Consider the following 23,378-nt stretch of genomic DNA (forward strand, 5'->3'; position numbering starts at 1 on the left):
TCTATATATCTATTAGGCTTTACCTGAAACAAAGTCAATGACAGGTGGCTATGACTTGCCCTGAATAGACAACTGGGGAGCAAATTGCATCCGTATTTGAAAGGCTAGAAAGGAAAAAGCCCACTCCGAGGAGTGGGCTTCTAAGCTTGCTTTAACTTTTGCAGGGAAAAAGCGAACCCGTTGATTATACCAAATGTGTATCCATTTGTATCGCACTACGAAGATTGAAATAGTATTAAATAGTGATATTGTGCTGAATTTTGCGTCAATTCAGATCTTTTTACTTATAAAAAGTAAAATTTACAAATGATTATGTTCCGGTATGTGTGTTTGTATTGGACTCTGAAGTGAGAAGTGGGCGATAGCAAGCTAATTGCTGGGAGCAAAAATTGCCTGCTACCGTCACCTGTTGCTCAGTTAATAGAGCCTCTGGATTAAAGTGCCTCTGAATTAAAGTGCGTTAGTAAAGATTTGGCAAATCTCTTCATGAGTCGCCTGCTTAGGGTTGGTGAAACCACAAGCATCTTTAAGTGCGTTGTCAGCAAGTGTCGGAATATCTTCAGCCTTCACACCTAATTGGGTGAGGTTTTCTGGAATTTTTACTGCTACAGATAGTGCTTTAATCGCGGTAATTGCAGCATCTGCACCTTGCTCGTCAGTCATGGCTGACACATCGACACCCATAGCCTTAGCCACATCTTTTAGACGGCTTGGTACTACTTGTGCGTTGTAAGCTTGAACATGTGGCAGTAGCAGTGCGTTACACACACCGTGGGGTAGGTCGTAGAAGCCGCCTAGCTGGTGTGCCATTGCATGCACATAGCCAAGGCTGGCGTTATTAAATGCCATACCTGCAAGGAATTGGGCATAAGCCATCTGATCGCGTGCTTCAATGCTTTGGCCATTTTCAACGGCCTCAACTAAGTTAGCCTTGATAAGCTCGATAGCTTTAATGGCGCAGGCATCTGTAATAGGGTTCGCAGCGATAGACACATACGCTTCGATAGCGTGAGTCAGTGCATCCATCCCCGTTGCTGCTGTTAGACCAGCAGGCTTGAGGAGCATGAGTTCAGGATCGTTAACAGACAGAATTGGTGTGGTGTTCTTGTCTACAATCGCCATCTTGATATGACGCTCTTCATCGGTAATGATGCAGAAGCGTGTCATTTCACTCGCAGTACCAGCGGTGGTATTAATTGCAACGAGTGGAAGTTGTGGCTTAGTTGAAACATCTAGGCCTTCATAATCTTTAATACTACCGCCGTTGGTTGCCACCAGTGCAATACCTTTAGCGCAGTCATGAGGTGAGCCGCCACCTAAAGAGATCACAAAGTCACAGTTGTTAGCGGTTAAAATTTTAAGACCCGCTTCGACGTTACCAACTGTCGGGTTAGGTTGAACACCATCGAAGATCACAGCGTTAATATTGTTACTCGCCAACTTGTCAGTGACTTGGGCAACTAGACCAATATCAACCAGAGGTTTGTCTGTAACAATTAATGCATTTTTAAAGCCGAGTGACTTGATATCGCCAATCGCTTCAGTAACGGCGTCTTGCCCTAAGATATTGACAGATGGGATGAAAAATTTAGCAGCCATAAGAATCACCTATACGCTTAATGTTAAAAGTTGTTATCTTTTCTGGTAATGAAAGTACCAACACTAATGGGATAAAGGTGTGATCTCGCTCTAATAATCGACAGCGCTTGGTGATAAATAGCACGAAAGTTGGATCTATCTTCCCGATCTTGTAGTTTTATGACGTAAATGGCTTTAGCTTATAAAGTTGGCGCGCTAATTGCCCATAACGATTTATTTAACTCAATGAGTGAATTCTGTTTTATATCAGTGCTTTAGGTTACCATAGGCTCTGATTTAACCTTAGTGAGCAGATCCGTTGATTTAGGTTATATAATTACCTAAGGTCAGTTAGAGTAATAAACTGTCATCAATTTCGTGAAATTGCTCTACAGAGTCGATGAGTGATTTGGCGGTTAAGCTTGGTACGCCATAAACTTGTGTCTCAATACCATATTTTTGCTTAATTTTTTGCATTAAAAGATCAAAGTCGCCATCTCCAGATAGCAAGATAACGCAATCGACCTCACTTGCCGCTTCCATGATATCTATGGTGATGCCTACGTCCCAATCCCCTTTAGCTGAACCGTCACTACGTTGAATAAAAGGCTTAAGTTTTACTTCAAACCCAATATGTTTTAATGCATCTTGAAACTTAAGTTGACCATCATCGCCACGATGAATCGCGTAGGCGGTGGCGGCGCTAATGTTGCCTTCATAGCCCAAGTGTTGCCAGAGTTTGCGGTAGTTGAATTGACGGCCATATGCTTGGCGGCAGGTGTAATAGATGTTTTGTACATCGACAAATAGGGCAATTTTCTTCACTGTATACTCATTAAAATAGCATGTTACGCAGGTTACATATGCCACTATAAAGGGCTGTAATTCGATAGAAAGACACTATCGCATAGAAAAGGTTTTCCCGCAGCCTTTTACACGACTAACGCGTAGGCTATAGAGGATACGAAGTCTGGTAAGGTATAAACTTAGATGAAGATATCAACGTGTTGCATGCGGCGAAGTTTTACTTGGCGGCGATCGTAAATGTTTAGCCAGTGGTTGTGGTGGCAAGCTCTTCTGTCATTGCTATAACGACGCTCAGCTATAAATCTGCCATTGATACTGACGGTTTCATACACCACAGGATCATGTTGTTTGGCATTAACTTGATTATTCTGCTGCTGTGATTGCGATTTTGGTTTTAGCATAAGCACGACCCGAGTTGTGAGATCTGCCATTTGGCACCTTAGATAGCTATGAGTATAGGTAAAATTTGCTAGGATGCGGGAGAAGCTGATTCTGCGGGAGTGGGATATTAGCTTTAAAGGCTAGCCGAACGCTAATCGACTATTAGAGTTAACAGTTAACTGTTAACAATTAATAAGGGAGCCGGATTTGGCTCCCTTATCGGTTTTATTGGAGATAGCTTAAGATCATTGCTTGCTATTGTGGCGACAAGGTTTGCTGTTCCTCAATAGCTTTATCTAGCTGAGACTCTACAAAACCAGGTGACTTCGTTGCTCCCGAGATCAAGCGATACATTGCAGGGATCACCAGTAAGGTAACAAAAGTCGCAAAGGCCATACCAAAGAACACCACAGTGCCAACTGCAATTCGGCTTTCAGAACCCGCTCCTGTCGATAGGATCAATGGAATTGCACCAATTAAGGTGGTGAAGGCCGTCATTAAAATAGGCCGTAAACGTCTTACCGATGCATCGATAATCGCTTGCTCAATCTCAAGTCCTTTATCACGCAATTGGTTGGCAAACTCGACAATCAATATACCGTTTTTAGTTACCATACCGATAAGCATTATCATGCCAATCTGACTGTAAATATTTAGCCCTTGGCCAGTCAAATACAAACCTAAGAAGCCGCCAAATACCCCCATAGGAACGGTAAACATGACTACCAGTGGGTTGATAAAGCTTTCAAATTGCGCAGCTAATACTAGATAGGCGACCAGCAAGGCTAAGCCAAATACAATAAATATGCTGCTCTGGTTTTCTTTAAAGTCTTTAGACTCGCCCGTATAAGCCACCGAAATGTCGCTGGGTAGCATCTCAATCGCTTTTTCATCTAAGAAATCTAGCGCCTCTCCTAAGGTGTAACCTTTGCCCAAATTCGCTTTTAGGGTAATGGACTTCTGCTTGTTGTTATGGCTTAGCTTTTGCGCCGAAGCGACCTCTTCAATATGAGTAATGGTATCTAAGGTGATAAGTTCACCTTTGTTTGAGCGCATATAGATCTGGCTTAAATCAGCCACGTTACTAAAGCTGTTTTCATCACCGCGAAGATAGACATCGTACTCTTCTCCGCGCTCGACAAAGGTGGTTTCGCTGCGTCCGCCAAGCATGATCTCTAAGGTTTCGGACACTTCAGCTACGCTGATCCCAAGTTCTGCTGCGCGCTCTTTATCGACTGTGACCACAAGCTCTGGCGTAGTTTCTTGATAGTCAATTTCAGGGCTTTCGAAAATAGGGCTATAAAGTGCCTCTTCCTCCAACAGCTTTGCCCACTTAAAGAGCTCTTCATAGTCGGAGCCTCCCAGTACAAATTGCACTGGCTCACTCGAACCGCCTCTAAAACCGGGTAGCAATGGCCTAACCATGACATCGGGAATACCCTTTAGCGCTTTGGCTACAACGCCTAAGGCCTGCTGAGCATTAATGGTTCTCTCATCCCAGTCTTCAAGCTGAATGATCACAAAGCCTGTTTGGTCACCCGCTCGGCCACCAAAGGCGGGTGCTTGAATGCTAAAAGATTTAACTACACCTTGACCAAGTAGTGGCATCAACTTCTTCTCGGCAATTTCCATATTGGCAGCCATACGGTTATAGCTGGTGCCTTCGGCGCCTTTTATAAAGGCAAAAATGACCCCTCTATCTTCTTGTGGAGCAAGCTGAGCGGGTACCTGTTGCATCAACCAAGCACTACCTAAGATACAGGCAATAATGACTAACGGTGAAGCAACTCTGAATGTTACTGCCTTAGCCACCATATTGCGGTAGGCGTGCTCAAGCTTGCTAAATCCAGACTCGACCCAGAGGTTAAAACGGTTTGGCTTGACGTTAGCTTTAAGTAACTTGCTGCCTAATACCGGTGTTAAGGTCAAAGCGATAAGCGATGAGAACAGCACCGAAACCGCTAGCATGACAGAGAACTCGGTAAAGAGCAGGCCAACCATGCCCTCCATAAAGGAGATTGGCAGAAACACCATCACCAACACTGCCGTTGTGGCTATCACCGCAAAACCCACCTCTCGGGTGCCGTTATAGGCAGCTAGAATAGGGGGTTCACCCTTTTCGATATGATGGAAGATGTTTTCAACCACGACGATGGCATCATCCACCACTAGGCCAATAGACAGAATAAGCGCCATCAGTGTCAGAAGGTTAATTGAATAGCCAAATACGTTTGCCGCAATAAAGGCTGAAATTAATGACACTGGAACCGTTACCGCAGGGATCAGGGTTGCTCTGGCTTGGCCAATAAAGATATATAACACTAAGATAACTAGCAGCGCCGTTACCGCTAAGGTACTGAATACTTCATCAATTGAGCGGTCGATAAATACCGTTGAGTCATAGTCGACGATAAGTTTGGTGCCATCGGGTAAGAATTTTTGAATGAGCTCGACCTCTTTATGCACATCTTGGGCGACCTCTAGCGGGTTGGCATCGGATTGGGACACAACGCCTAAGCTGATGTTGACCACACCATCACTTTTAAAGGTAGAGTTTTCGTTCTCAGCGCCAATAAATACATTGGCGACATCTTTTAGATACACTTGTGAGCCGTCGGCTGCGGTGCGTAGCACTAAGTAATTAAAATCTTCAGGGCTCTGGTATAAACGCGCGGTACGTACCGCCATCACAGTGGTGTCGTTACGCACTTCACCACCTGGCGTTTCGACGTTTTCTTTATTAAGCACATTAACAATGTCGCGGGTGGTGATGTTACGTCCTGCCATTAGCTCAGGGTTGAGCTGCACATACATCACCTTATATAGACCACCGGATATACTGACGCTGCTGACACCTGAGATAAGGCTAAACCTGTCTTCCAATACACGCTGAGCGTAGTCAGTTAGCTGGGTTCTATCCATTACCGACGAGCTTAAATTGACATAAACCGAAGGCTCACCGCTGCCGTTATCTTTTGAAACGATAGGATCCTTCGCTTCATCGGGCAAGCGACGCTGAGCACGGGCGACAGCGTCACGCACATCGCTCACCCCTTCGGTTAGATCCCAACCTAAAAGGAAGGTCACAGTAATGCGGGACATGCCGTTTCGGGTTATCGATTGGATCTGGTCGACGCCGCTAATACCGGTTAGCTCGCCTTCGAGGGTGGTCGTAATTTGGCTTTCCATGATGGTTGCAGAGGCGCCTTCATAAGTGGTCATCACGGTGACCACCGGGCTCTCTACATCAGGCATCTCACGTACGGCAAGTTTACTAAATGACACGGCGCCAAAAACACACAGTAATAAACTCAATACAATAGCGACGACAGGACGTTTTACTGAAACATCAGACAACCACATTTAGATGCTTCCTCTTGCCATTTCTTGCTGTTTATCTTCTTTTTGTGCCACAGCTGACTCGGCTAAGTCATCGACTCGCAAACCATCACGCATATTGACTAGGCCTTGCACCACGACTTTATCGCCAATGGTGAGTCCCTCTGTAATTAATACCTCATTTTCGATACGAGCCCCAAGTGTCACCTTAGTGCGTTTGGCAATGCCATCTTCACCGACCACATACACAAAACGGTTAGTGCCTGAGTATTCAAGCGCTTGTACAGGGATCACCGGTTCAGACACGCTAGGGAACAGCATGGTGGCAGACATCATCATGCCAGGTTTTAGCTGTTGAGTAGGATTGTCAAACTGAACTCTGACTCTAAGGTTTAAGGTGTCTTGATTTACTCGCGAGTCAATGGCGAGCACTTTGCCAATAAAGACTTGATTTGGCCATGCGCGGCTCTTGGCGCTGACCTTCATCCCCACACTGAGCTGTGATAGGTAATGTTCAGGCACCTGCAGATCAAGACGCATGCTTGAGAGGTCGTCAAGGGTCAATAGCTCTGTGCCGGCAGTGACCATCTTGCCTCGGCTGAAATCGATAAGGCCGGTGGTGCCAGAAAAGGGCGCGCTGAGATAATGATAATCAAGATCGGCTTGCGCGGCGGCTAAGCGAGCATTGGCCATATCGACGCTGGCTTTTTGCGCATCGATTTCTGTTTTGGTGATGGCGTTTTGATCGATCAACTTCAGAAACTCTTTCAGCTTACGCTTCTCATCTGCCAAGTAAGCCGCTGCCTCAGCTAGGGCTGCTTGTGCTTTGGCATCATCAAGCTGCACTAATAGTTGACCTTGGTCTATCTCTTGTTCGGTACTGACTCGAATCGATTTGATCTTACCCGCGATTTGCGGTGCGATAAAAACCGATTGCTCGGCATCGAGTTTTCCTATTAGAGAAAGAGATTGTGAAAGCTCATGCTGCTCAACAATACCTGTTACTACTGGAACCGTACGAACAGGGCGATCCTTGCTGTCAGTTCGTTTCGCTTCAGAGAAACTACTGTAGGAGATTGCACCAGCCACAACGAGCATAATGGGAACAAGGTAATAAAAAGGTTTCATGAGTGATTACTTACACAGCCAAAGTTGGAATTATTTTAGATAAAATTTCAGCCTTGTAGGGTAAAGCAATGTAAAGTAAAGAAAAGTAGAAGTTAATATTTTACTTTTTTAGATCAAGTTGCCTGATAGTTTAACTTATTGCAACACTTGTAGCGTTAACTGTTTCGTTTATGGTTTTATCAATTGACTCAGCAAGCTCTATTTATCGGCTAAAGTCAGCCTGTAAAAATAAAGCCAACAAAAATTGTTGGCTTTATTTGGATAGCATCAGCCGCTATAGCGGGATAGAACTAGAGCGGTTGGCGAGAACCATCATAGAGGCCGCGAGTTAACTCATTGTGCTGGATAAGCAACAGCTCTCCCTGTTCACCGCGCTTAATGCTGCTGTCGATGGCGATGATTTTATTATTAAATAGCCCAAGTACCTGTTTTTGTGAGGTGTGACCCACGGTTATATGCTTGACGTCAAAATAGGCCAGTATTTTATCAAGCTCAGCCTCAGTAAAAGCCTCTGAAAAGTAGCCGCGATACCAGGTTGGGCCATTGCCATAAAACAGAAAGCTTAATAGCTCATCTTGTTTGAGTTCCGCCTTCGGCCTGCCGATGTTAGCGCGAAATAACTGATTTGCCTGCTCGATGGTTAACTTACGCTCAAGCCATTCATTGCTGATGCCGCCGTGCATATACAGCACGTCATTAATCTTGACTAAGGTGTTCTTGCTTCTCAGCCACTGGCCAATTTCGGTGTCTTCGCCATAGAGGGCGTCGTTGCTTCTGTGTAGTAGTTCGCTGGCTAAGTCATAACGCTCATGCACATATCTTAAGTCGCCTCCTAGCACCATCTGCTCATGATTACCCATTAGTAGATGTAACATGCCGCCGGCGGCTTTGGCTTGACGGTCTAGCTGATACATAAACCACAGCACTTCGTTTATCTGATCGCCGCGGTCAAACATATCCCCTGTCATCACCATGTGGCCAGCGCCAAAGGCCCAGTTATTATCGGCATCGATGATTTTTTGATTCTTAAGCAAGGTGATTAATACATCGTACTGGCCGTGCACATCGCTAAGGGCGACGACCTTTTTGACGCCATCATAGCTGTCAGGCATCACCTGCTTTATTGCATCACTGAGGATAGGCTGGGGCAGCTGGCCACAGTTTTCTGGTCGTTTAACAACCTGTTGCTTGGTCTTAGTGGTTTTAAGGTTCGCATTACAGATCCAGAATGCGGTCGGTGCTTGATTCTGCTGTTCTTGAATAAGGTATGGCCCATCAAACTGATAAGCTAATGGCTCGTGAGCGCTAAGCTGCGCCGGTAAGCTTAGCAGCGCTGTGGCATAGAGTAGGGTTTTAAACATATATTGATACTTCTTTGTTGTTAGTTTTATTTTGGTTTATACCTGTTTCATTTTTGAACGAATGCTTGTTATTACCAACCAATCAGGTAGCGACTACGTTTACTGAGTAACTTCTTAATGACGATGGCAATAATGTAAGAGATCGCGACAATCACTAAGGTGACGATTAAGGTGGTAAAAATATTGCCCTGGCCAGCGAGGTTTAATAGATCTGGGCTATCGTAGATCATCCACCAAGGTGTGGTGATCCAAGGGTGAATAAAGTAAATCGCAAAGCTGACCTCGGCCAGCTTTTGCAGCGGCGCAATCGAGATATGCTCAAACTTGTTCAAAATCGCCAATATCACCAGCGTGAGTAAGATTTTTTGTGGCAGCATTAAGTCGGGCACTGTCATTTCAAATGGGGCTTTATTAAGCGTACCGGCTCCAAAGTATTGCGCTTGAATGAGTGCCAGGGCAATTCCTGTGAGTAGCATCGGCAGCCAATATTTATCGATAAAGGGAAACAACTTATCGCGATGGGCTGAGCCCCAAACGCCTAGCAGATAAACGGGTAGGAAATAGACTAAAGATTGAATCGCATTCAGATTGGATATGGGGCGGTGCACCATAATGGCGATAAGCAGCAAGGGGATAGCGTAGTAGAGCACTTGCTGTTTTTTAATCAGGTACATAACCCAAGGCGATAGCGCAAACAGCATCATGCCCATGGGAATATACCAATAAGCGGTAAGGGTGCGACCTGTAATCACATACCAACCTGCAGCCTCGGCTGGCATCGTAATATCAGCAAGTTCTTTATGCATCATAGGATCGGTGCCGACGGTAAGGTGCCAGACAATCCACGGTAGTGACAGTAATAAGTAGGGCAGAAAAACAAACTTGGTTTTGCTCTTCATATACTTCTTATAGTCCCAGCGATGATAAAACACATGGTGGAATAGAAAACCTGAGATAAACACAAAAAACACCGTGCCATTCATCATTAAGTTGAACCATGCTTTGTCGGCAAAGGTTTCTATTTGCCAGCCAGCGGGGCGATAGCAGTGGGCCATGACGATAAATATAATCGCGATGCCGCGAAAGTGATTAATACTGTTTAAGAAGCTGGTGGACTTCTTGGTTTGAGTACTAACTTGAGTCTTGGCCTCCACTGCAGTACCCGGTGAGTTTTCGTGAGTACGACTTTCCTGCGGCGTGGGCTTCGCTTTATCGTCCATTGCTTTATCGTCCATTGATAGCGTGTTGTTATTATTCTAGCGATAGGAACCGCTGCTATTTCAATTGGCTAATTTATACCAAATGGTATTTTGGCATAATTATTAAGCCTTTTGTTATTGAGATGCGAAATATTTGTGTTGTTTTGGGTCTTAGAGGGGCGCGATTCGTTATGGGGTGGGAATTCTTGGGGAGGGCTTGTACAACAAATCAGTACAATAAATTAGTGCAATAAAAAAGGAGGCCGAGGCCTCCTTTCAAATCGAGTGGTAAAAGTTACTTAACCATACGCTTGTACTTTAAGCGGTGCGGCTCAACCACATCGGTACCCATGGTGTCTTTCAACCAAGTTGAGTATTCGGTGTAGTTACCTTCGTAGAAGTTCACCTTACCTTCATCGCGGTAATCTAGAATGTGAGTCGCGATTCTATCGAGGAACCAACGGTCGTGCGAAATCACCATGGCACAACCAGGGAACTCAAGTAGCGCTTCTTCTAGTGCACGCAATGTTTCAACGTCCAAGTCGTTGGTGGGTTCATCGAGTAGCAGTACGTTGCCGCCCGCTTGCAGTAGCTTCGCTAAATGCACACGGTTACGCTCACCACCAGAGAGGGTGCCGATGATCTTTTGCTGATCGCCACCACGGAAGTTAAAGCGGCCAACATAGGCACGGCTTGGAATTTCGGTGTTGTTGATGCGCATGATGTCTTGGCCGTCAGAGATCTCTTGCCAAACGGTGTTCTTGTCGTTCATCGAATCACGGAACTGCTCTACCGAGGCAATTTGTACCGATTCACCTAGCTCAACCGTGCCGCTATCTGGCTGCTCTGCGCCAGAGATCATCTTAAATAGAGTCGATTTACCCGCACCGTTAGCACCGATAATACCGACGATAGCGCCCTTAGGCACAGAGAAAGTCAAGTCGTCGATAAGTACGCGGTCACCATAAGACTTAGTTAGGTTATTAATTTCAATAACCTTATCGCCTAAACGTGGTCCTGGCGGAATGAATAGCTCGTTAGTCTCGTTACGTTTCTGGTAGTCGTTAGTATTAAGCTCTTCAAAGCGAGCCATACGCGCCTTACCTTTAGACTGACGGCCCTTGGCTCCTTGACGAACCCATTCCAATTCTTTAGCAATCGTCTTTTGGCGAGCGCTTTCAGTGGATGATTCTTGTTGTAGACGAGCATCTTTTTGCTCAAGCCATGAAGAGTAGTTACCTTCCCATGGAATACCTTCACCACGGTCAAGCTCTAAGATCCAGCCTGCGGCGTTATCGAGGAAGTATCTATCGTGGGTAATTGCCACTACGGTGCCACTATAGTCTTGTAAGAAGCGCTCTAACCAAGCAACGGATTCGGCATCTAAGTGGTTGGTTGGCTCGTCGAGTAATAGCATGTCAGGCTTTTCAAGCAGCAAGCGACAAATAGCTACACGGCGACGCTCACCACCCGACAAGACTTCGATTTTCTCATCCCAATCTGGAAGACGTAGGGCGTTGGCCGCTCTATCTAATACCATCTCTAGGTTGTGGGCATCTTGCGATTGAATAATTGCTTCTAGCTGACCCTGCTCTTTAGCAAGGGCGTCAAAGTCGGCATCTGGCTCGGCGTAAAGTGCGTAAACTTCATCTAAACGCACTAAAGCATTTTTAGCTTCAGCAACTGCCTCTTCTACCGCTTCACGCACGGTTTGGTTTGGATCGAGTTTAGGTTCCTGCGGCAAGTATCCGATTTTGAGATCTTGCATTGGGCGCGCTTCACCCTCAATTTCGGTATCAAGACCCGCCATGATGCGAAGCAGGGTCGATTTACCCGAACCGTTTAGACCCAAAACACCAATTTTAGCGCCAGGGAAAAAGCTTAACGAGATATTTTTTAGGATCTGTTTTTTAGGCGGAACAATCTTGCCCACTCTAAGCATGCTATATACAAATTGAGCCATGTTATTTCTCTTCGATTGTATTTTTTCTACGTTGAATGGCGCTAATTCTACTCGATTCGATGCAGAACTTAAATCTGAATTCGAGCTGTTTATTTACGAGTTAACTCTTGAATAGAATGATGAGACTTGGGGTGTTTTTTACTCGTATTGGTGCTTTTTACGAAACTCTCTCATCTAGAAATGCAAGTAATTTCATGTTGTAAATGCTGGGATTGTGATCAAATGCGCTGTAGAATACCGCGCAACCCTATTACAAGACTTTACAGCTGGAGTGAGTAATGCTGAAAAAAGATATGAATATCGCGGATTACGATCCACAACTATTTGCAGCAATTGAAGATGAAACACGCCGTCAAGAAGAGCACATCGAACTCATTGCTTCAGAAAACTACACCAGTCCTCGCGTTCTTGAAGCCCAAGGTACGCAGCTAACCAATAAGTATGCTGAAGGTTACCCGGGTAAGCGTTACTATGGCGGTTGTGAGCATGTAGATATTGTTGAAGAGCTAGCGATTTCACGTGCTAAAGAGCTATTTGGTGCAACTTATGCCAACGTTCAGCCACACTCTGGCTCACAAGCTAACGCAGCGGTATTTATGGCGCTGCTTCAAGGTGGCGACACCGTTCTAGGTATGAGCCTAGCACACGGTGGTCACTTAACTCACGGTTCTCATGTGAGTTTCTCTGGCAAGCTATATAACGCAGTTCAGTACGGTATTGATGAAACAACCGGCAAGATTGATTACGCCGAAGTTGAGCGTCTAGCGGTTGAGCACAAGCCAAAGATGATCATCGCTGGTTTCAGTGCATATTCAGGCATTGTTGACTGGGGTAAGTTCCGCGAAATCGCTGATAAAGTAGGTGCATACCTGTTTGTTGATATGGCGCACGTTGCAGGTCTTGTTGCTGCAGGCATCTATCCAAGCCCAATGCCACACGCTCACGTTGTGACAACAACGACGCATAAGACACTCGCTGGCCCTCGTGGCGGCTTGATCTTATCTGCGATTAACGATGAAGATATCTATAAGAAGTTAAACTCAGCGGTCTTCCCAGGCGGTCAGGGTGGTCCATTGATGCATGTTATCGCGGCTAAAGCGGTTGCATTTAAAGAGGCGCTAGATCCAGAGTTCACCACTTACCAAGAGCAAGTGGTTGTTAACGCAAAGGCGATGGCACGCACTTTCATCGAGCGTGGCTACGATGTGGTATCTGGCGGCACTGACAACCACCTATTCTTGCTTGATCTAATCAGCAAAGATATTACTGGTAAAGATGCTGATGCAGCTCTAGGTAATGCGAACATCACAGTGAACAAGAACTCTGTACCTAATGACCCACGTTCACCATTTGTGACTTCAGGTCTTCGTATCGGTTCTCCTGCGATTACCCGTCGTGGCTTTGGTGAAGAAGAGTCTGTGCAACTCACTCACTGGATGTGCGATATCTTAGATGATATTTCAGATCTTGCCGTTAGCGAGCGTGTTAAGGCTCAGGTTCTGGAATTGTGCGCTAGGTTCCCTGTTTACGGTTAACCTTAAGGGTTAAATCAGGTAGACTCCAATGGCCGCATTTATGCGGCCATTTTTGTTCTTATTCGAGTATACATTTGATTCGAGCATACTTTCTGAACTGAGGTTTAGCTAAATCCAGTGAGTGAAACTAACTAATTTCTAAACGGAGGCTAAATGCATTGTCCATTTTGCAGCGCAACTGACACAAAAGTGATTGATTCGCGATTAGTCGCTGACGGCCATCAGGTTCGTCGACGTAGAGAGTGTGTTCAATGCCATGAACGTTTTACCACCTTTGAAGGTGCCGAGCTTGTGATGCCTCGGGTAGTGAAACAAGATGGCAGCCGCCAGCCGTTTGATGAAGAAAAACTGCGCGGTGGTATGTTAAGAGCCGTAGAGAAAAGACCTGTGTCTATGGATCAAATTGAGCAGGCATTAACTAAGATTAAATCGACTTTACGCGCGACCGGTGAGCGTGAAGTGAAATCAGAAATGATAGGTAACCTGATGATGGATCATTTAGTCAACTTAGATAAAGTTGCCTATATTCGTTTTGCTTCTGTCTATCGTGCCTTTGAAGATGTTTCAGAGTTTGGTGATGCGATCGCTAAACTGCAAAAGTAACCTATGCTACATGGGCTAAGTTCAACGTATAGCCCTCCATCAATCGAACAATCGGAATTGCCGCCATTATGTGGTCTATCGAAGACAGTCAAATGATGAGCCTTGCCATTGAGTTGGCACAAAAGGGCATGTACACCACCCGCCCAAATCCAAGTGTGGGCAGCGTTATCGTTAAAGATGGCGAGATCGTGGGTGAAGGCTACCATATTCGAGCCGGTGGCCCTCACGCCGAAGTTTATGCGTTAAATATGGCAGGGGCAGACGCCAAAGGCGCCACCGCTTATGTCACGCTAGAACCCTGCAGCCACTATGGCCGCACTCCTCCTTGTGCTAAAGCGTTAATCGAGCATGGTGTAAGCCGTGTGGTGATAGCCGTTACCGACCCTAATCCAGAAGTTTCAGGCCGTGGCATTGCCATGCTGCGCGATGCGGGCATTCGAGTCGATGTCGGCTTGATGACCGAAGAAGCTAAGCAAGTGAACCTAGGCTTTTTAAAGCGTATGGAAAAAGGCTTACCTTGGGTGACCGTTAAGCTTGCGGCTAGCCTCGATGGTAAGACCGCTTTGTCTAACGGTGTATCTAAGTGGATCACCGGACCTGAAGCGCGTAGCGATGTACAGCGACTTAGAGCACGCCATTGCGCTTTGGTAACGGGTGTCGAAACCATACTTGCCGATGATCCGTGTTTAAATGTGCGTCATAGCGAGTTAGGCTCGCTTGCAGGTCAACTTGCACCAGCAGAGATCCACCAGCCACTGCGCGTAGTATTAGACAGTCAGGCTCGCCTGGGTACAGAGCTAAACTTATTTAACAGCGCAAGTCCTATTCTATTGGTTTCAACAATCGCATATCCCGAGAGTATTCAGGCTGCTTGGCCTGCACATGTTCAAAGTCAGGTATTGCCAGCAGTTGATGCTCGTATCGATCTGCAAGCCTTATTAAGCTTACTGGGGAAGAGTTGTAATACCGTACTCGTTGAAGCCGGAGCAACACTTGCAGGCGCGTTTGTTAACCAAGGGCTAGTTGATGAAATCGTGCTGTATCAAGCGATGAAAATCTTAGGTGGGCAGGGGCGTAACTTGCTTGCATTAGATGATTTTCAAGCCATGTCCGACATACCGCGTATCAACCTAATCGATGAGCGCAAAGTGGGTAAAGATACCCGCTTAACGTTAAGAGTGAGTAATTAGTTTATGTTTACAGGGATTATTGAGTCTGTTGGCCACTTAAGAAAAGTAGAGCGCCGCGGTGATGATATTCGTTTAACGGTTGCCAGTGGCAAGCTGGATCTGTCAGACGTAAAACTAGGCGACAGTATTGCCACCAATGGTGTGTGTTTGACCGTTGTTCAGTTGATGGCCGACGGGTATGTGGCAGATATTTCAGCCGAAACTGTCAGTTTGACGGGTTTCTCTCATTATCCGGTGGGAAAAGCCGTTAATCTTGAAAAAGCGGTTACCCCTACAACCCGTTTAGGCGGGCACATGGTTAGTGGTCACGTCGACGGTATTGCTCATGTGGACGACAGGCAGTTTCGTGGCCAAGCGATTGAGTTTTGGTTAACACCGCCTGTTGAGCTGGGTCGTTATATCGCCCATAAAGGCTCGATTACCATCGATGGCGTGAGTTTGACTGTCAATGAGGTGCAAGGCCATCGATTTAGACTGACCATAGTACCGCACACTGCGGGCGAAACCACGTTAGTGGATCTGAAAGCCGGTGATAGCGTCAATATTGAAGTGGACTTAATCGCCCGTCATTTAGAGAGACTAATGAGTTACCCCAGCCAAGAGCAAGATAATGGCCCCAAGTCTGAAGTGACCATGGAACTGTTAGCACGCTCAGGTTTTTTACGATAAAGACTGGCTTAAGGCTAATTTGACGATTAAATTTGCCTTAATGACGCTTATAACAAGCAATAGAAACAAGAATAATCATTACATTAGCCACTATTTTTGAGAACATCGTTATTAGCGTATGTAACTTAGAATACAGTGATAAAAAATAAAGGTCTGAACATGGCGTTACATAGTATAGAAGAGATCATTGAAGATATTCGTCTAGGTAAGATGGTGATCCTGATGGATGACGAAGACAGAGAAAATGAAGGCGACCTTATCATGGCTGCCGACATGGTGACGCCTGAAGCTGTGAATTTCATGGCGACATTTGGCCGTGGCCTTATCTGTCAAACATTGACTAAAGCGCGCTGTCAGCAGCTTAACTTACCTTTAATGGTAACTAACAATAACGCGCAGTTCTCGACAAACTTTACCGTTTCGATTGAAGCGGCAGAGGGCGTAACAACGGGTATTTCAGCGCAAGACCGCGCTGTAACGGTACTCGCTGCCGTTGGCAAAGATGCTAAGCCATCAGATATCGTGCAACCTGGCCATATCTTCCCATTAATGGCACAAGAAGGCGGCGTACTCATTCGCGCAGGCCATACTGAAGCCGGTTGTGATTTAGCACGCCTTGCAGGCTTTGAAGCATCGTCAGTAATTGTTGAGATCCTAAATGATGACGGCACCATGGCTCGTCGCCCAGATCTTGAAATCTTCGCCCAGAAGCACGGTTTGAAGATGGGCACGATTGCCGACCTTATCGAATACCGTAACACCAAAGAAACCAGCGTCGTTCGTGAAGCTAAATGTAAGTTACCAACTCGCTTTGGTGAGTTCGACATGCTGACTTACCGCGATACAATCGACAACCAACTACATCATGTATTGGTTAAAGGTGAAGTCACTGAAAACACCTTGGTACGTGTTCACCTGCAAAATACCTTTAATGACCTACTGCATTCTGAGCGCGATCAGCAGCGTAGCTGGCCACTCGAAAAAGCCATGAAGCGTATTGGTGATGAAGGCGGCGTGTTGGTGTTATTAGGTAACCATGAGCATAGCAGCGATATCTTAGCAAAAGTTAAAGCGTTTGAAGCTGAAGACAATGGCAGCACACCTGTTGCGGCGAAGTGGCAGGGTACGTCTCGCCAAGTGGGTGTCGGCTCGCAAATTCTAGCAGATGTGGGCGTCACTAAGATGCGTCTACTGAGCTCACCAAAGCGCTATCACTCTCTTTCAGGCTTTGGTTTAGAAGTAACTGAATATATTGCAGAATAAATACTGGCCTCAGGTTGATTGTCAGCTTGAGGCTTAAATTCACACTTTTCTTATTAATTGCATAGAGATCAGCGCGGAGTGCTGTGGTATCATACCGCCTCTTCCGTCCCTATGCTGGGTAATTAAGCTAATTTAGGTAAGATAAATGAACGTAGTTCAAGGTAATATCGAATCGAAAAACGCCAAAGTTGCGATCGTAGTTTCACGTTTTAACAGCTTTGTTGTTGATAGTTTGCTCAATGGCGCGGTAGACACTCTTAAGCGTTTTGGTCAAGTTGCAGATGAAAACATCACTGTAGTTAAAGTACCTGGCGCTGTTGAACTGCCACTTGCTGCACGTCGCGTCGCGGCATGTGGAAAATTTGACGGAATCATCGCACTAGGTGCGGTAATCCGTGGTGGTACACCTCATTTCGATTTTGTTGCAGGTGAATGTAATAAAGGATTGGCTCAAGTTGCACTTGAGTTCGATATTCCTGTTTCATTCGGCGTATTAACCACTGATACCATTGAACAAGCTATTGAGCGTTCGGGTACTAAAGCAGGTAACAAAGGCGGCGAAGCTGCACTTGGTCTGCTAGAAATGGTTAACGTTCTGCAAGCACTTGAAGAACAGCTGTAATTTAGGACAATTTAATGAAGCCTTCAGAGCGCCGTAAGGCCCGCCGTTTAGCCGTTCAGGCCATTTACTCATGGCAGCTAAGTGGTAACAATATTGCTGATGTTGAGCATGAGTTTCTAACTGAACAAGATGTTGCTGGCGTTGATATCGCTTACTTTCGTGAGCTATTAGGTGGCGTTGCAACAAAGAAAAGTCAATTAGATGAGTTAATCACTCCATTTTTGACTCGTCCACTCGACGAAGTGGATCCAGTAGAAAAAGCGATTGTACGCATAGCAACTTATGAACTGACATTCCGCAAGGATGTGCCTTATAAGGTAGCGATTAACGAAGCTATCGAGCTTGCAAAAGCATTCGGCGCAGAAGATGGACATAAGTTTGTTAACGGCATTCTCGACAAGCTGGTAGCACGCAATAGATAGTAGAAACGGCATCCTAGGATGCCGTTTTTGTTATACCCGATGGGGAGACAAGAGCAGTCCGCGCATTTTCACTCAGAGCAAAGCCGCTGTAATTTCTTAATCTTTGCTAGAGTAACGGTCTGATCGACACTTATCTCATCTCCCTGAACCTTCCTCTTATTTGTGATTAGTATTGTGAAAGAATTTCAATTAATCGAAAGTTTCTTTACTGGGCGCGCCCAGTCTCGCAAAGACATTGCGGTAGGTATTGGCGATGACTGCGCCATTGTTCAACCTGCTGAAAACAAGTGTATTGCTATCTCTTGTGACACCTTAGTTGAAAATGTGCACTTTTTCCCTGATATGCCAGCAAAGGAGCTGGGCATTAAGTCATTGGCAGTTAATCTGTCGGATCTTGCATCAATGGGTGCAGAGCCTGCATGGATGACTCTGGCACTGACTCTACCTGAAGTTGATGAAAGCTGGTTGGCTGACTTTAGCGCAGGCTTGTTTGAGATTGCAGAGTACTACGGAGTGGCGCTTATTGGTGGTGACACCACGCGCGGCCCACGTTCAATCACTATCACGATTAATGGCCAGCTTCCGAAAGGTAAAGGCTTGACTCGTAGTGGTGCTAAAAACGGTGATTGGATCTATGTGACCGGAACATTAGGCGACGCGGCACTTGGTTTAGACTTATTGCGTAATAAAGTTGAAGTGAGCAGCGAGGACCGGAGTTACCTGATTAATCGTCACTACAGACCGACTCCAAGGGTACTGGCTGGCCAGTCACTGCGTACGATAGCGTCCAGCGCAATTGATATCTCAGACGGCCTTGTATCAGATATCCAACATGTCCTAAAAGCCTCGAATGTGGGGGCTGTGATTAATGTCGACAACATTCCTATGTCTGAGCCATTGACGCGCAGCGTCTCAACTGAGTTAGCACTCAGTTACGCGCTGACAGGGGGCGAAGATTACGAGTTACTGTTTACCGTACCCGAAGCGCAAAAAGGCATGCTAGAAATTTCCTTGGCAGAATCGGGAGTGAAATTTACCCAGATCGGTCAAGTGTGTACCGGTGGTCAGTTAAGATTAGTTGCCGGTAATCAGCCGTTCGAACCGGTCAACTTGGGCTTTGAGCACTTTAATTAATGAATCTACTCTCTAAAGATCCAGTATTAGCTAAGCTATCACTGAAGAATCCTATTCACTTTCTCGCCCTTGGGTTTGGCTCTGGGCTAGTGGCTAAGGCGCCAGGCACCTTTGGCACGCTGGCAGCTATCCCGGTTTTTCTGCTGATGGCGCCATTGAGCTTGCCTTGGTATATCGCACTGACGGTTATTAGTGTGCTTGCAGGTTTTTATATCTGCGATAAAGCCTCGAAAGACATGGGCGTGCACGACCATGGCGCGATAGTATGGGATGAAATTGCTGGGCTATTGATCACCATGATTGCTGCCCCTGCGGGTTGGCAATGGTTGGCTATTGGTTTTCTGCTGTTTCGTCTCTTTGATATTTTAAAGCCTTGGCCCATTCGCTGGCTCGATGCTAAGGTCCACGGTGGTTTTGGCATCATGATTGACGATGTATTAGCGGGTATTTTTGCCATGCTCTGCTTACAGGGTTTAGCCTATTACCTCGCTTGATGCTTAATCGCTTAAAATATCGAGTCATAAAAAATGCAGAGCGAAGGCTCTGCATTTTTGTTTTTAGTCCGGTATAAAAGGGATTAACTGAGCAGCAGTTCTTTCGCATTCGCCAAGGTATTACTGGTGATGGTATCGCCACCTAATAAGCGCGCTAACTCTTCGATGCGTTGAGCTTTGTCCAGTGCCACCATAGAGGTCTCAGTCTGACCTGCTTTGCTGCTCTTATTGACGAACATATGCTGATGGCCATTACCCGCCACCTGCGGCAGGTGGGTCACACAAAACACCTGAGTCGACTCACCAAGTGAGCGCAGCATACGGCCAACAACGGCCGCGGTAGGCCCTGAAATACCCACATCCACTTCATCGAAGATCAGTGTCGGCGTCGAGACCTTTTTGGCGGTGATCACCTGAATGCCTAAACCAATACGCGACAACTCGCCACCGGAGGCGACCTTTGCAATAGGCTGCAGAGGCTGACCTGGGTTGGTCGAGACTAAAAACTCAATGCTGTCACAGCCACTTGGGGTGATAACCGCCTCATTGAAGTTAACCGCAATGGTAAACTTACCCTTAGGCATGTTGAGCTCGTGGATGGAGTGGGTCACCTGTTTATCAAGCTCTTTAGCATAACGACTGCGGCTTTGGCTGAGCTTTCTAGCGTGTTGCAGATAAGCCTCTTGGCTCGCCTTTAACTGTTCACTAATATCATCTAACTTGTCGTCGTCAGAACCTAAGTCTTCAAGCTCCTCTAGCAAACTCTGGTGATGAGTATAGAGCTCATTTGGCATCACTTGATGCTTGCGGGCAAGCTGCATCGTCTTAGAAAGGCGCAGCTCTAAATGAGCAAAATATTCAGGGTCTAGCTCTAAGCCATCTAAGTAACGCTCTATCTCACTACTACTTTCTTGTACCTGAATAAGCGCATCGTTAAGCATGGCTAGGACACCGCCGAGTTCAGGGTCGTAGCTTTCAAGATCTTGCCCCTGACTGATCGAGGTATTTAATAGCGACTCAACATTACCCTCATCACTCTCTTGTAAAATATGCAGTTGGTTACGGCAAAGCTCGATTAAAGCAGTGCTGTTAGCCAGTTTCTTATGTTCAGCCTCAATAGACTCGAATTCGCCTTCATTAATAGCGAATTCGTTTAACTCCTCAACCTGATATTGCAGTAGCTGTTTGCGCGCTAAACGCTCCTGCTGGGACATCTCTAATAGATGCAGTTGTTTCTCGATAGTCTTACATCTGTGGTAGCTAGCGCTGACGCTGTCGAGCAGCATCTTATGGTTGGCATAGCTATCTAGCAGGGTGAGTTGATGCTCACTCTTTAGCATAGCGTGGTGAGCATGTTGGCTATGAATACCGATAAGCCGCTGCCCAAGGGATTTGATTTGCGTTAGCGGCACGGGATTACCGTTGATGTAGGCGCGTGAGCGGCCATCACTGCTAATTGTGCGGCGCAAGATGCACTCGTCATCGAGTTCAAGGTCGTTATCTTCAAGCCAGCGTTTTGCTGCTGGAGTATCATCTAATAAAAAGCGGGCACTTACTTCGGCCTTAGTGGCACCAGGTCTAATGGTATTGGCGTCGGCTCGATTACCTAAACATAGGCCGAGAGCATCGATAGCAATCGATTTACCCGCGCCGGTTTCACCCGTAATACTGGTCATTCCAGCTTTAAAGTCGAGCTCTAAGAAACGCACAATAGCAAAGTTGTTGATGCTGAGTTGGCAAAGCATAGTGATGTCCTTTATCAAAACACTGTATAGTTAAACAGTATATACTGTTTATCTATACAGTAAACAACTGTTGTATGATCACTCGATATTAATCACATGTATGCGTTTCAGTTTCAAGTGAAGTTAATCTGATAGATAAAACTGTTATTAGTGGGCTTAGGAATCAAAGATTAGTTTTTCAAAGAGCTAAAGGGGAGACTAGTCTAGCCTTGGAATGAAGGCTGATTACATTTCTGTCAGAGCGGTTGCTACAGGGAAGCGAGTTCTACATTGTAGCTATATGGTTATTAATCGCCTGCAGCAGGTACAGGACAGGATGTCCGAATGTCGTGTTCATATGCTCAATGATGTTCCCTACATAATAATGATATTTCCCTGCTCCCTATGGGGCAGATGTGAAGGAACAACTTTATTTGTAGTACAGCAGTGACTCGCAGCCGTTCTTTATGAAAGACAGGAGCAGTAAGCTCTGCGATGACATTTCTGTAATCGAAGCTCGTAAACAAATCTACGAACTTAATCATGCTTCAAGTTATGTTTAATCGCATAATAATATATGCAAAAAGTAAGAATATTTCAGCAAATTCAAATTCATTGCGAGAAAGGATAGTGTGTAAACAAATCTTCGATCATCTAATCTAATGGTACATTACCATCGTATACTCTAGCGTAAGTGCGCAGACCTGAGATCTGTATCTGGCGTGCTAGTTGTTTAGCATCTTTCTCTTTACCCACTTCACCCAAGTCTTGAGCTTTAATGATTAGCTTTTCAAATTCGCTTTCCATTGTTTTGAGTGATTTTCTTGCTTCTTCTAAAAGTTCTGAATTTTCACCCGTTAACTTTACTCAAACCTTGTTACGCTACCAGACCGATATTTGGCGTTTCTGCTGCGTGATTTTTATTTCAATTGCTGATATTTTGCTCGCAAGTCATGTTCAGCTTGTAATTGCAGAGCTTAGGCAATGTATGAGTCAAAAGCTTTGCCCATTTGAGTAGTGATTGAGGACGATAAGTACTGCAACTAATAATGGCTGTCTCAGTTATTTTGAGCTGCTATTCAATAAGCGGTTATGCTATATAGAAATCAAAATAACGAGCCTTGGTGTGAATTTGAGTCGTCAATGTGGGAAGGAGAGTCTACGTTTTTGTAGTATGTAACCCAAACCATATTACTCCTTGGGAATTCGCGCTTTAGTGCTTTGTGCGCTTGCTTTTTGATGCTCGCCATATCACCGACTGATGAAGTATTGGAAAATCCAGTTTCAACAATTTCAAAGCGAGAAGGGTCGATACAGTAGATTAAAAAACCGCGATCTTTTTTGTAAGTTTTAAACTGAACAGCTTCTTTCGGCAGCAACTGCTTGAATTGCCTGTCTATTAATGGTGCAACTTGAGAAATATGAATCATAAATGTTTTATATTTTTGGTTGATTATTCCAGATTAGCAAAATGTAAGCTAGCAACCAAAACACTTTGTACTGTTAGACGTTTTTTAGTTATTACCCATACAATAAGGATAGGCCGCGCGCAGCCGCGTCCTTTTCCTTATTCGTTGAACGAAGCGTTTAAGGCGGATTCCCAACGCTTGGCATTCTCAGTTTTCTTCGGTTACAGTGTGATGGCACAATGGTTTAGGTAGGGTGGTAGCTGCTCTCCACTTAATGCGGCGTTATATATTGTTCAAGTTTAGAGTGTAATTTAATAAGGACGTTGATCATGTCGAATACAGAGCGTTCAAAAATGGCTGTCAATTTAGATAAGGTCTTCTGTTCAAACTGTGATGAGAAAATGCCAGCTTTACGTATACCAGAGAATATTCAGCAACTAATGTGGGGTGGTTGGACTTGTCCAAAATGTGATTGCAAAATGGATAAGTTCGGTAAAGAAATAGTTGAGCAAATAAACATATAACAAGCTAATAAGTAAGGATAAAATACAGTTGGC

The 23,378-nt window shown here is 45.4% G+C and carries 21 protein-coding genes; 10 read left to right on the forward strand and 11 right to left on the reverse strand.

Annotated elements, in window-relative coordinates:
• Positions 1-450: 450 nt before the first annotated feature.
• The 8 genes from yiaY to ettA form a co-directional block, all read right to left on the reverse strand.
• Positions 451-1,599, reverse strand: coding sequence for an L-threonine dehydrogenase (gene yiaY, locus SHAL_RS06090; protein ID WP_012276307.1), 1,149 nt, complete (start codon positions 1,597-1,599; stop codon positions 451-453).
• A gap of 330 nt (positions 1,600-1,929) precedes the next feature.
• On the reverse strand, positions 1,930-2,403 hold the full coding sequence (locus tag SHAL_RS06095) for a LabA-like NYN domain-containing protein (protein ID WP_041415868.1): 474 nt from the start codon (positions 2,401-2,403) through the stop codon (positions 1,930-1,932).
• A gap of 161 nt (positions 2,404-2,564) precedes the next feature.
• Positions 2,565-2,816, reverse strand: a complete 252-nt coding sequence (locus tag SHAL_RS06100) for a hypothetical protein (RefSeq protein WP_041415869.1) — start codon at positions 2,814-2,816, stop codon at positions 2,565-2,567.
• A gap of 205 nt (positions 2,817-3,021) precedes the next feature.
• The gene (locus SHAL_RS06105; protein WP_012276309.1) at positions 3,022-6,129 is read right to left on the reverse strand and encodes a multidrug efflux RND transporter permease subunit; all 3,108 of its coding nucleotides are present in this window, start codon (positions 6,127-6,129) and stop codon (positions 3,022-3,024) included.
• Positions 6,130-7,233, reverse strand: a complete 1,104-nt coding sequence (locus SHAL_RS06110) for an efflux RND transporter periplasmic adaptor subunit (protein WP_012276310.1) — start codon at positions 7,231-7,233, stop codon at positions 6,130-6,132. It abuts the gene before it with no gap.
• A 290-nt stretch (positions 7,234-7,523) separates the two neighbouring features.
• Positions 7,524-8,594 (reverse strand): metallophosphoesterase, encoded by a 1,071-nt coding sequence (locus tag SHAL_RS06115; protein ID WP_012276311.1) that lies wholly within the window; start codon positions 8,592-8,594, stop codon positions 7,524-7,526.
• A 71-nt stretch (positions 8,595-8,665) separates the two neighbouring features.
• The gene (locus tag SHAL_RS06120) at positions 8,666-9,814 is read right to left on the reverse strand and encodes an acyltransferase family protein (RefSeq protein ID WP_083758309.1); all 1,149 of its coding nucleotides are present in this window, start codon (positions 9,812-9,814) and stop codon (positions 8,666-8,668) included.
• A 274-nt stretch (positions 9,815-10,088) separates the two neighbouring features.
• Positions 10,089-11,756: an energy-dependent translational throttle protein EttA gene (gene ettA / locus SHAL_RS06125; protein ID WP_012276313.1), complete on the reverse strand. Its 1,668-nt coding sequence runs from the start codon at positions 11,754-11,756 to the stop codon at positions 10,089-10,091.
• Between the two features lie 278 nt (positions 11,757-12,034).
• On the opposite strand from ettA, the gene glyA reads away from it, so the two are divergent.
• From glyA to SHAL_RS06170, 9 genes are all read left to right on the forward strand, one after another.
• A complete protein-coding gene (gene glyA, locus SHAL_RS06130; protein WP_012276314.1) occupies positions 12,035-13,291 on the forward strand; it encodes a serine hydroxymethyltransferase in 1,257 nt (418 codons plus the stop codon).
• Positions 13,292-13,444: 153 nt separating this feature from the next.
• Positions 13,445-13,894: a transcriptional regulator NrdR gene (gene nrdR, locus SHAL_RS06135; protein ID WP_012276315.1), complete on the forward strand. Its 450-nt coding sequence runs from the start codon at positions 13,445-13,447 to the stop codon at positions 13,892-13,894.
• Between the two features lie 68 nt (positions 13,895-13,962).
• A complete protein-coding gene (gene ribD, locus SHAL_RS06140; protein ID WP_012276316.1) occupies positions 13,963-15,084 on the forward strand; it encodes a bifunctional diaminohydroxyphosphoribosylaminopyrimidine deaminase/5-amino-6-(5-phosphoribosylamino)uracil reductase RibD in 1,122 nt (373 codons plus the stop codon).
• Between the two features lie 3 nt (positions 15,085-15,087).
• On the forward strand, positions 15,088-15,753 hold the full coding sequence (locus SHAL_RS06145; RefSeq protein WP_012276317.1) for a riboflavin synthase: 666 nt from the start codon (positions 15,088-15,090) through the stop codon (positions 15,751-15,753).
• A gap of 159 nt (positions 15,754-15,912) precedes the next feature.
• Positions 15,913-17,016 carry a bifunctional 3,4-dihydroxy-2-butanone-4-phosphate synthase/GTP cyclohydrolase II gene (gene ribBA / locus SHAL_RS06150; protein WP_012276318.1) on the forward strand — a complete coding sequence of 368 codons (1,104 nt, stop codon included), beginning with the start codon at positions 15,913-15,915 and terminating at the stop codon, positions 17,014-17,016.
• Positions 17,017-17,161: 145 nt separating this feature from the next.
• Positions 17,162-17,638 carry a 6,7-dimethyl-8-ribityllumazine synthase gene (gene ribH / locus SHAL_RS06155; RefSeq protein ID WP_012276319.1) on the forward strand — a complete coding sequence of 159 codons (477 nt, stop codon included), beginning with the start codon at positions 17,162-17,164 and terminating at the stop codon, positions 17,636-17,638.
• A 14-nt stretch (positions 17,639-17,652) separates the two neighbouring features.
• Positions 17,653-18,060 (forward strand): transcription antitermination factor NusB, encoded by a 408-nt coding sequence (gene nusB / locus SHAL_RS06160; protein WP_012276320.1) that lies wholly within the window; start codon positions 17,653-17,655, stop codon positions 18,058-18,060.
• 174 nt (positions 18,061-18,234) lie between these two features.
• Complete coding sequence (thiL, locus tag SHAL_RS06165; protein ID WP_041415870.1) at positions 18,235-19,194, forward strand: thiamine-phosphate kinase; 960 nt, start codon at positions 18,235-18,237, stop codon at positions 19,192-19,194.
• Complete coding sequence (locus SHAL_RS06170) at positions 19,194-19,688, forward strand: phosphatidylglycerophosphatase A family protein (protein WP_012276322.1); 495 nt, start codon at positions 19,194-19,196, stop codon at positions 19,686-19,688. Before thiL ends, SHAL_RS06170 begins: the two co-directional genes overlap by 1 nt.
• Positions 19,689-19,771: 83 nt before the next feature.
• Here the strand turns inward: SHAL_RS06170 and recN are convergent, their stop codons facing one another.
• From recN to SHAL_RS06185, 3 genes are all read right to left on the reverse strand, one after another.
• Positions 19,772-21,433: a DNA repair protein RecN gene (gene recN, locus SHAL_RS06175; protein WP_012276323.1), complete on the reverse strand. Its 1,662-nt coding sequence runs from the start codon at positions 21,431-21,433 to the stop codon at positions 19,772-19,774.
• 633 nt (positions 21,434-22,066) lie between these two features.
• Complete coding sequence (locus SHAL_RS23210) at positions 22,067-22,219, reverse strand: hypothetical protein (protein ID WP_012276324.1); 153 nt, start codon at positions 22,217-22,219, stop codon at positions 22,067-22,069.
• A 299-nt stretch (positions 22,220-22,518) separates the two neighbouring features.
• Complete coding sequence (locus SHAL_RS06185; RefSeq protein WP_012276325.1) at positions 22,519-22,842, reverse strand: hypothetical protein; 324 nt, start codon at positions 22,840-22,842, stop codon at positions 22,519-22,521.
• A gap of 308 nt (positions 22,843-23,150) precedes the next feature.
• Between SHAL_RS06185 and SHAL_RS06190 the strand changes: the two genes are divergently transcribed.
• Complete coding sequence (locus tag SHAL_RS06190) at positions 23,151-23,345, forward strand: hypothetical protein (RefSeq protein ID WP_041415871.1); 195 nt, start codon at positions 23,151-23,153, stop codon at positions 23,343-23,345.
• The last annotated feature ends 33 nt before the right edge of the window (positions 23,346-23,378 follow it).

It is taken from the genome of Shewanella halifaxensis HAW-EB4 (assembly GCF_000019185.1).
Classification (GTDB): Bacteria; Pseudomonadota; Gammaproteobacteria; order Enterobacterales; family Shewanellaceae; genus Shewanella; species Shewanella halifaxensis.

Excerpts from the sequence above, each read along its gene's own strand:
- SHAL_RS06115 (WP_012276311.1), bottom strand. The coding sequence starts at position 8,594 with ATGTTTAAAACCCTACTCTATGCCACAGCGCTGCTAAGCTTACCGGCG.
- SHAL_RS23210 (WP_012276324.1), bottom strand. The coding sequence starts at position 22,219 with ATGGAAAGCGAATTTGAAAAGCTAATCATTAAAGCTCAAGACTTGGGT.
- yiaY (WP_012276307.1), bottom strand. The coding sequence starts at position 1,599 with ATGGCTGCTAAATTTTTCATCCCATCTGTCAATATCTTAGGGCAAGAC.
- ettA (WP_012276313.1), bottom strand. The coding sequence starts at position 11,756 with ATGGCTCAATTTGTATATAGCATGCTTAGAGTGGGCAAGATTGTTCCG.
- ribBA (WP_012276318.1), top strand. The coding sequence starts at position 15,913 with ATGGCGTTACATAGTATAGAAGAGATCATTGAAGATATTCGTCTAGGT.
- nusB (WP_012276320.1), top strand. The coding sequence starts at position 17,653 with ATGAAGCCTTCAGAGCGCCGTAAGGCCCGCCGTTTAGCCGTTCAGGCC.
- SHAL_RS06185 (WP_012276325.1), bottom strand. The coding sequence starts at position 22,842 with ATGATTCATATTTCTCAAGTTGCACCATTAATAGACAGGCAATTCAAG.
- SHAL_RS06145 (WP_012276317.1), top strand. The coding sequence starts at position 15,088 with ATGTTTACAGGGATTATTGAGTCTGTTGGCCACTTAAGAAAAGTAGAG.
- SHAL_RS06170 (WP_012276322.1), top strand. The coding sequence starts at position 19,194 with ATGAATCTACTCTCTAAAGATCCAGTATTAGCTAAGCTATCACTGAAG.
- SHAL_RS06110 (WP_012276310.1), bottom strand. The coding sequence starts at position 7,233 with ATGAAACCTTTTTATTACCTTGTTCCCATTATGCTCGTTGTGGCTGGT.
- SHAL_RS06190 (WP_041415871.1), top strand. The coding sequence starts at position 23,151 with ATGTCGAATACAGAGCGTTCAAAAATGGCTGTCAATTTAGATAAGGTC.
- SHAL_RS06120 (WP_083758309.1), bottom strand. The coding sequence starts at position 9,814 with ATGGACGATAAAGCGAAGCCCACGCCGCAGGAAAGTCGTACTCACGAA.
- SHAL_RS06105 (WP_012276309.1), bottom strand. The coding sequence starts at position 6,129 with ATGTGGTTGTCTGATGTTTCAGTAAAACGTCCTGTCGTCGCTATTGTA.
- ribH (WP_012276319.1), top strand. The coding sequence starts at position 17,162 with ATGAACGTAGTTCAAGGTAATATCGAATCGAAAAACGCCAAAGTTGCG.
- recN (WP_012276323.1), bottom strand. The coding sequence starts at position 21,433 with ATGCTTTGCCAACTCAGCATCAACAACTTTGCTATTGTGCGTTTCTTA.
- SHAL_RS06100 (WP_041415869.1), bottom strand. The coding sequence starts at position 2,816 with ATGGCAGATCTCACAACTCGGGTCGTGCTTATGCTAAAACCAAAATCG.
- nrdR (WP_012276315.1), top strand. The coding sequence starts at position 13,445 with ATGCATTGTCCATTTTGCAGCGCAACTGACACAAAAGTGATTGATTCG.
- ribD (WP_012276316.1), top strand. The coding sequence starts at position 13,963 with ATGTGGTCTATCGAAGACAGTCAAATGATGAGCCTTGCCATTGAGTTG.
- glyA (WP_012276314.1), top strand. The coding sequence starts at position 12,035 with ATGCTGAAAAAAGATATGAATATCGCGGATTACGATCCACAACTATTT.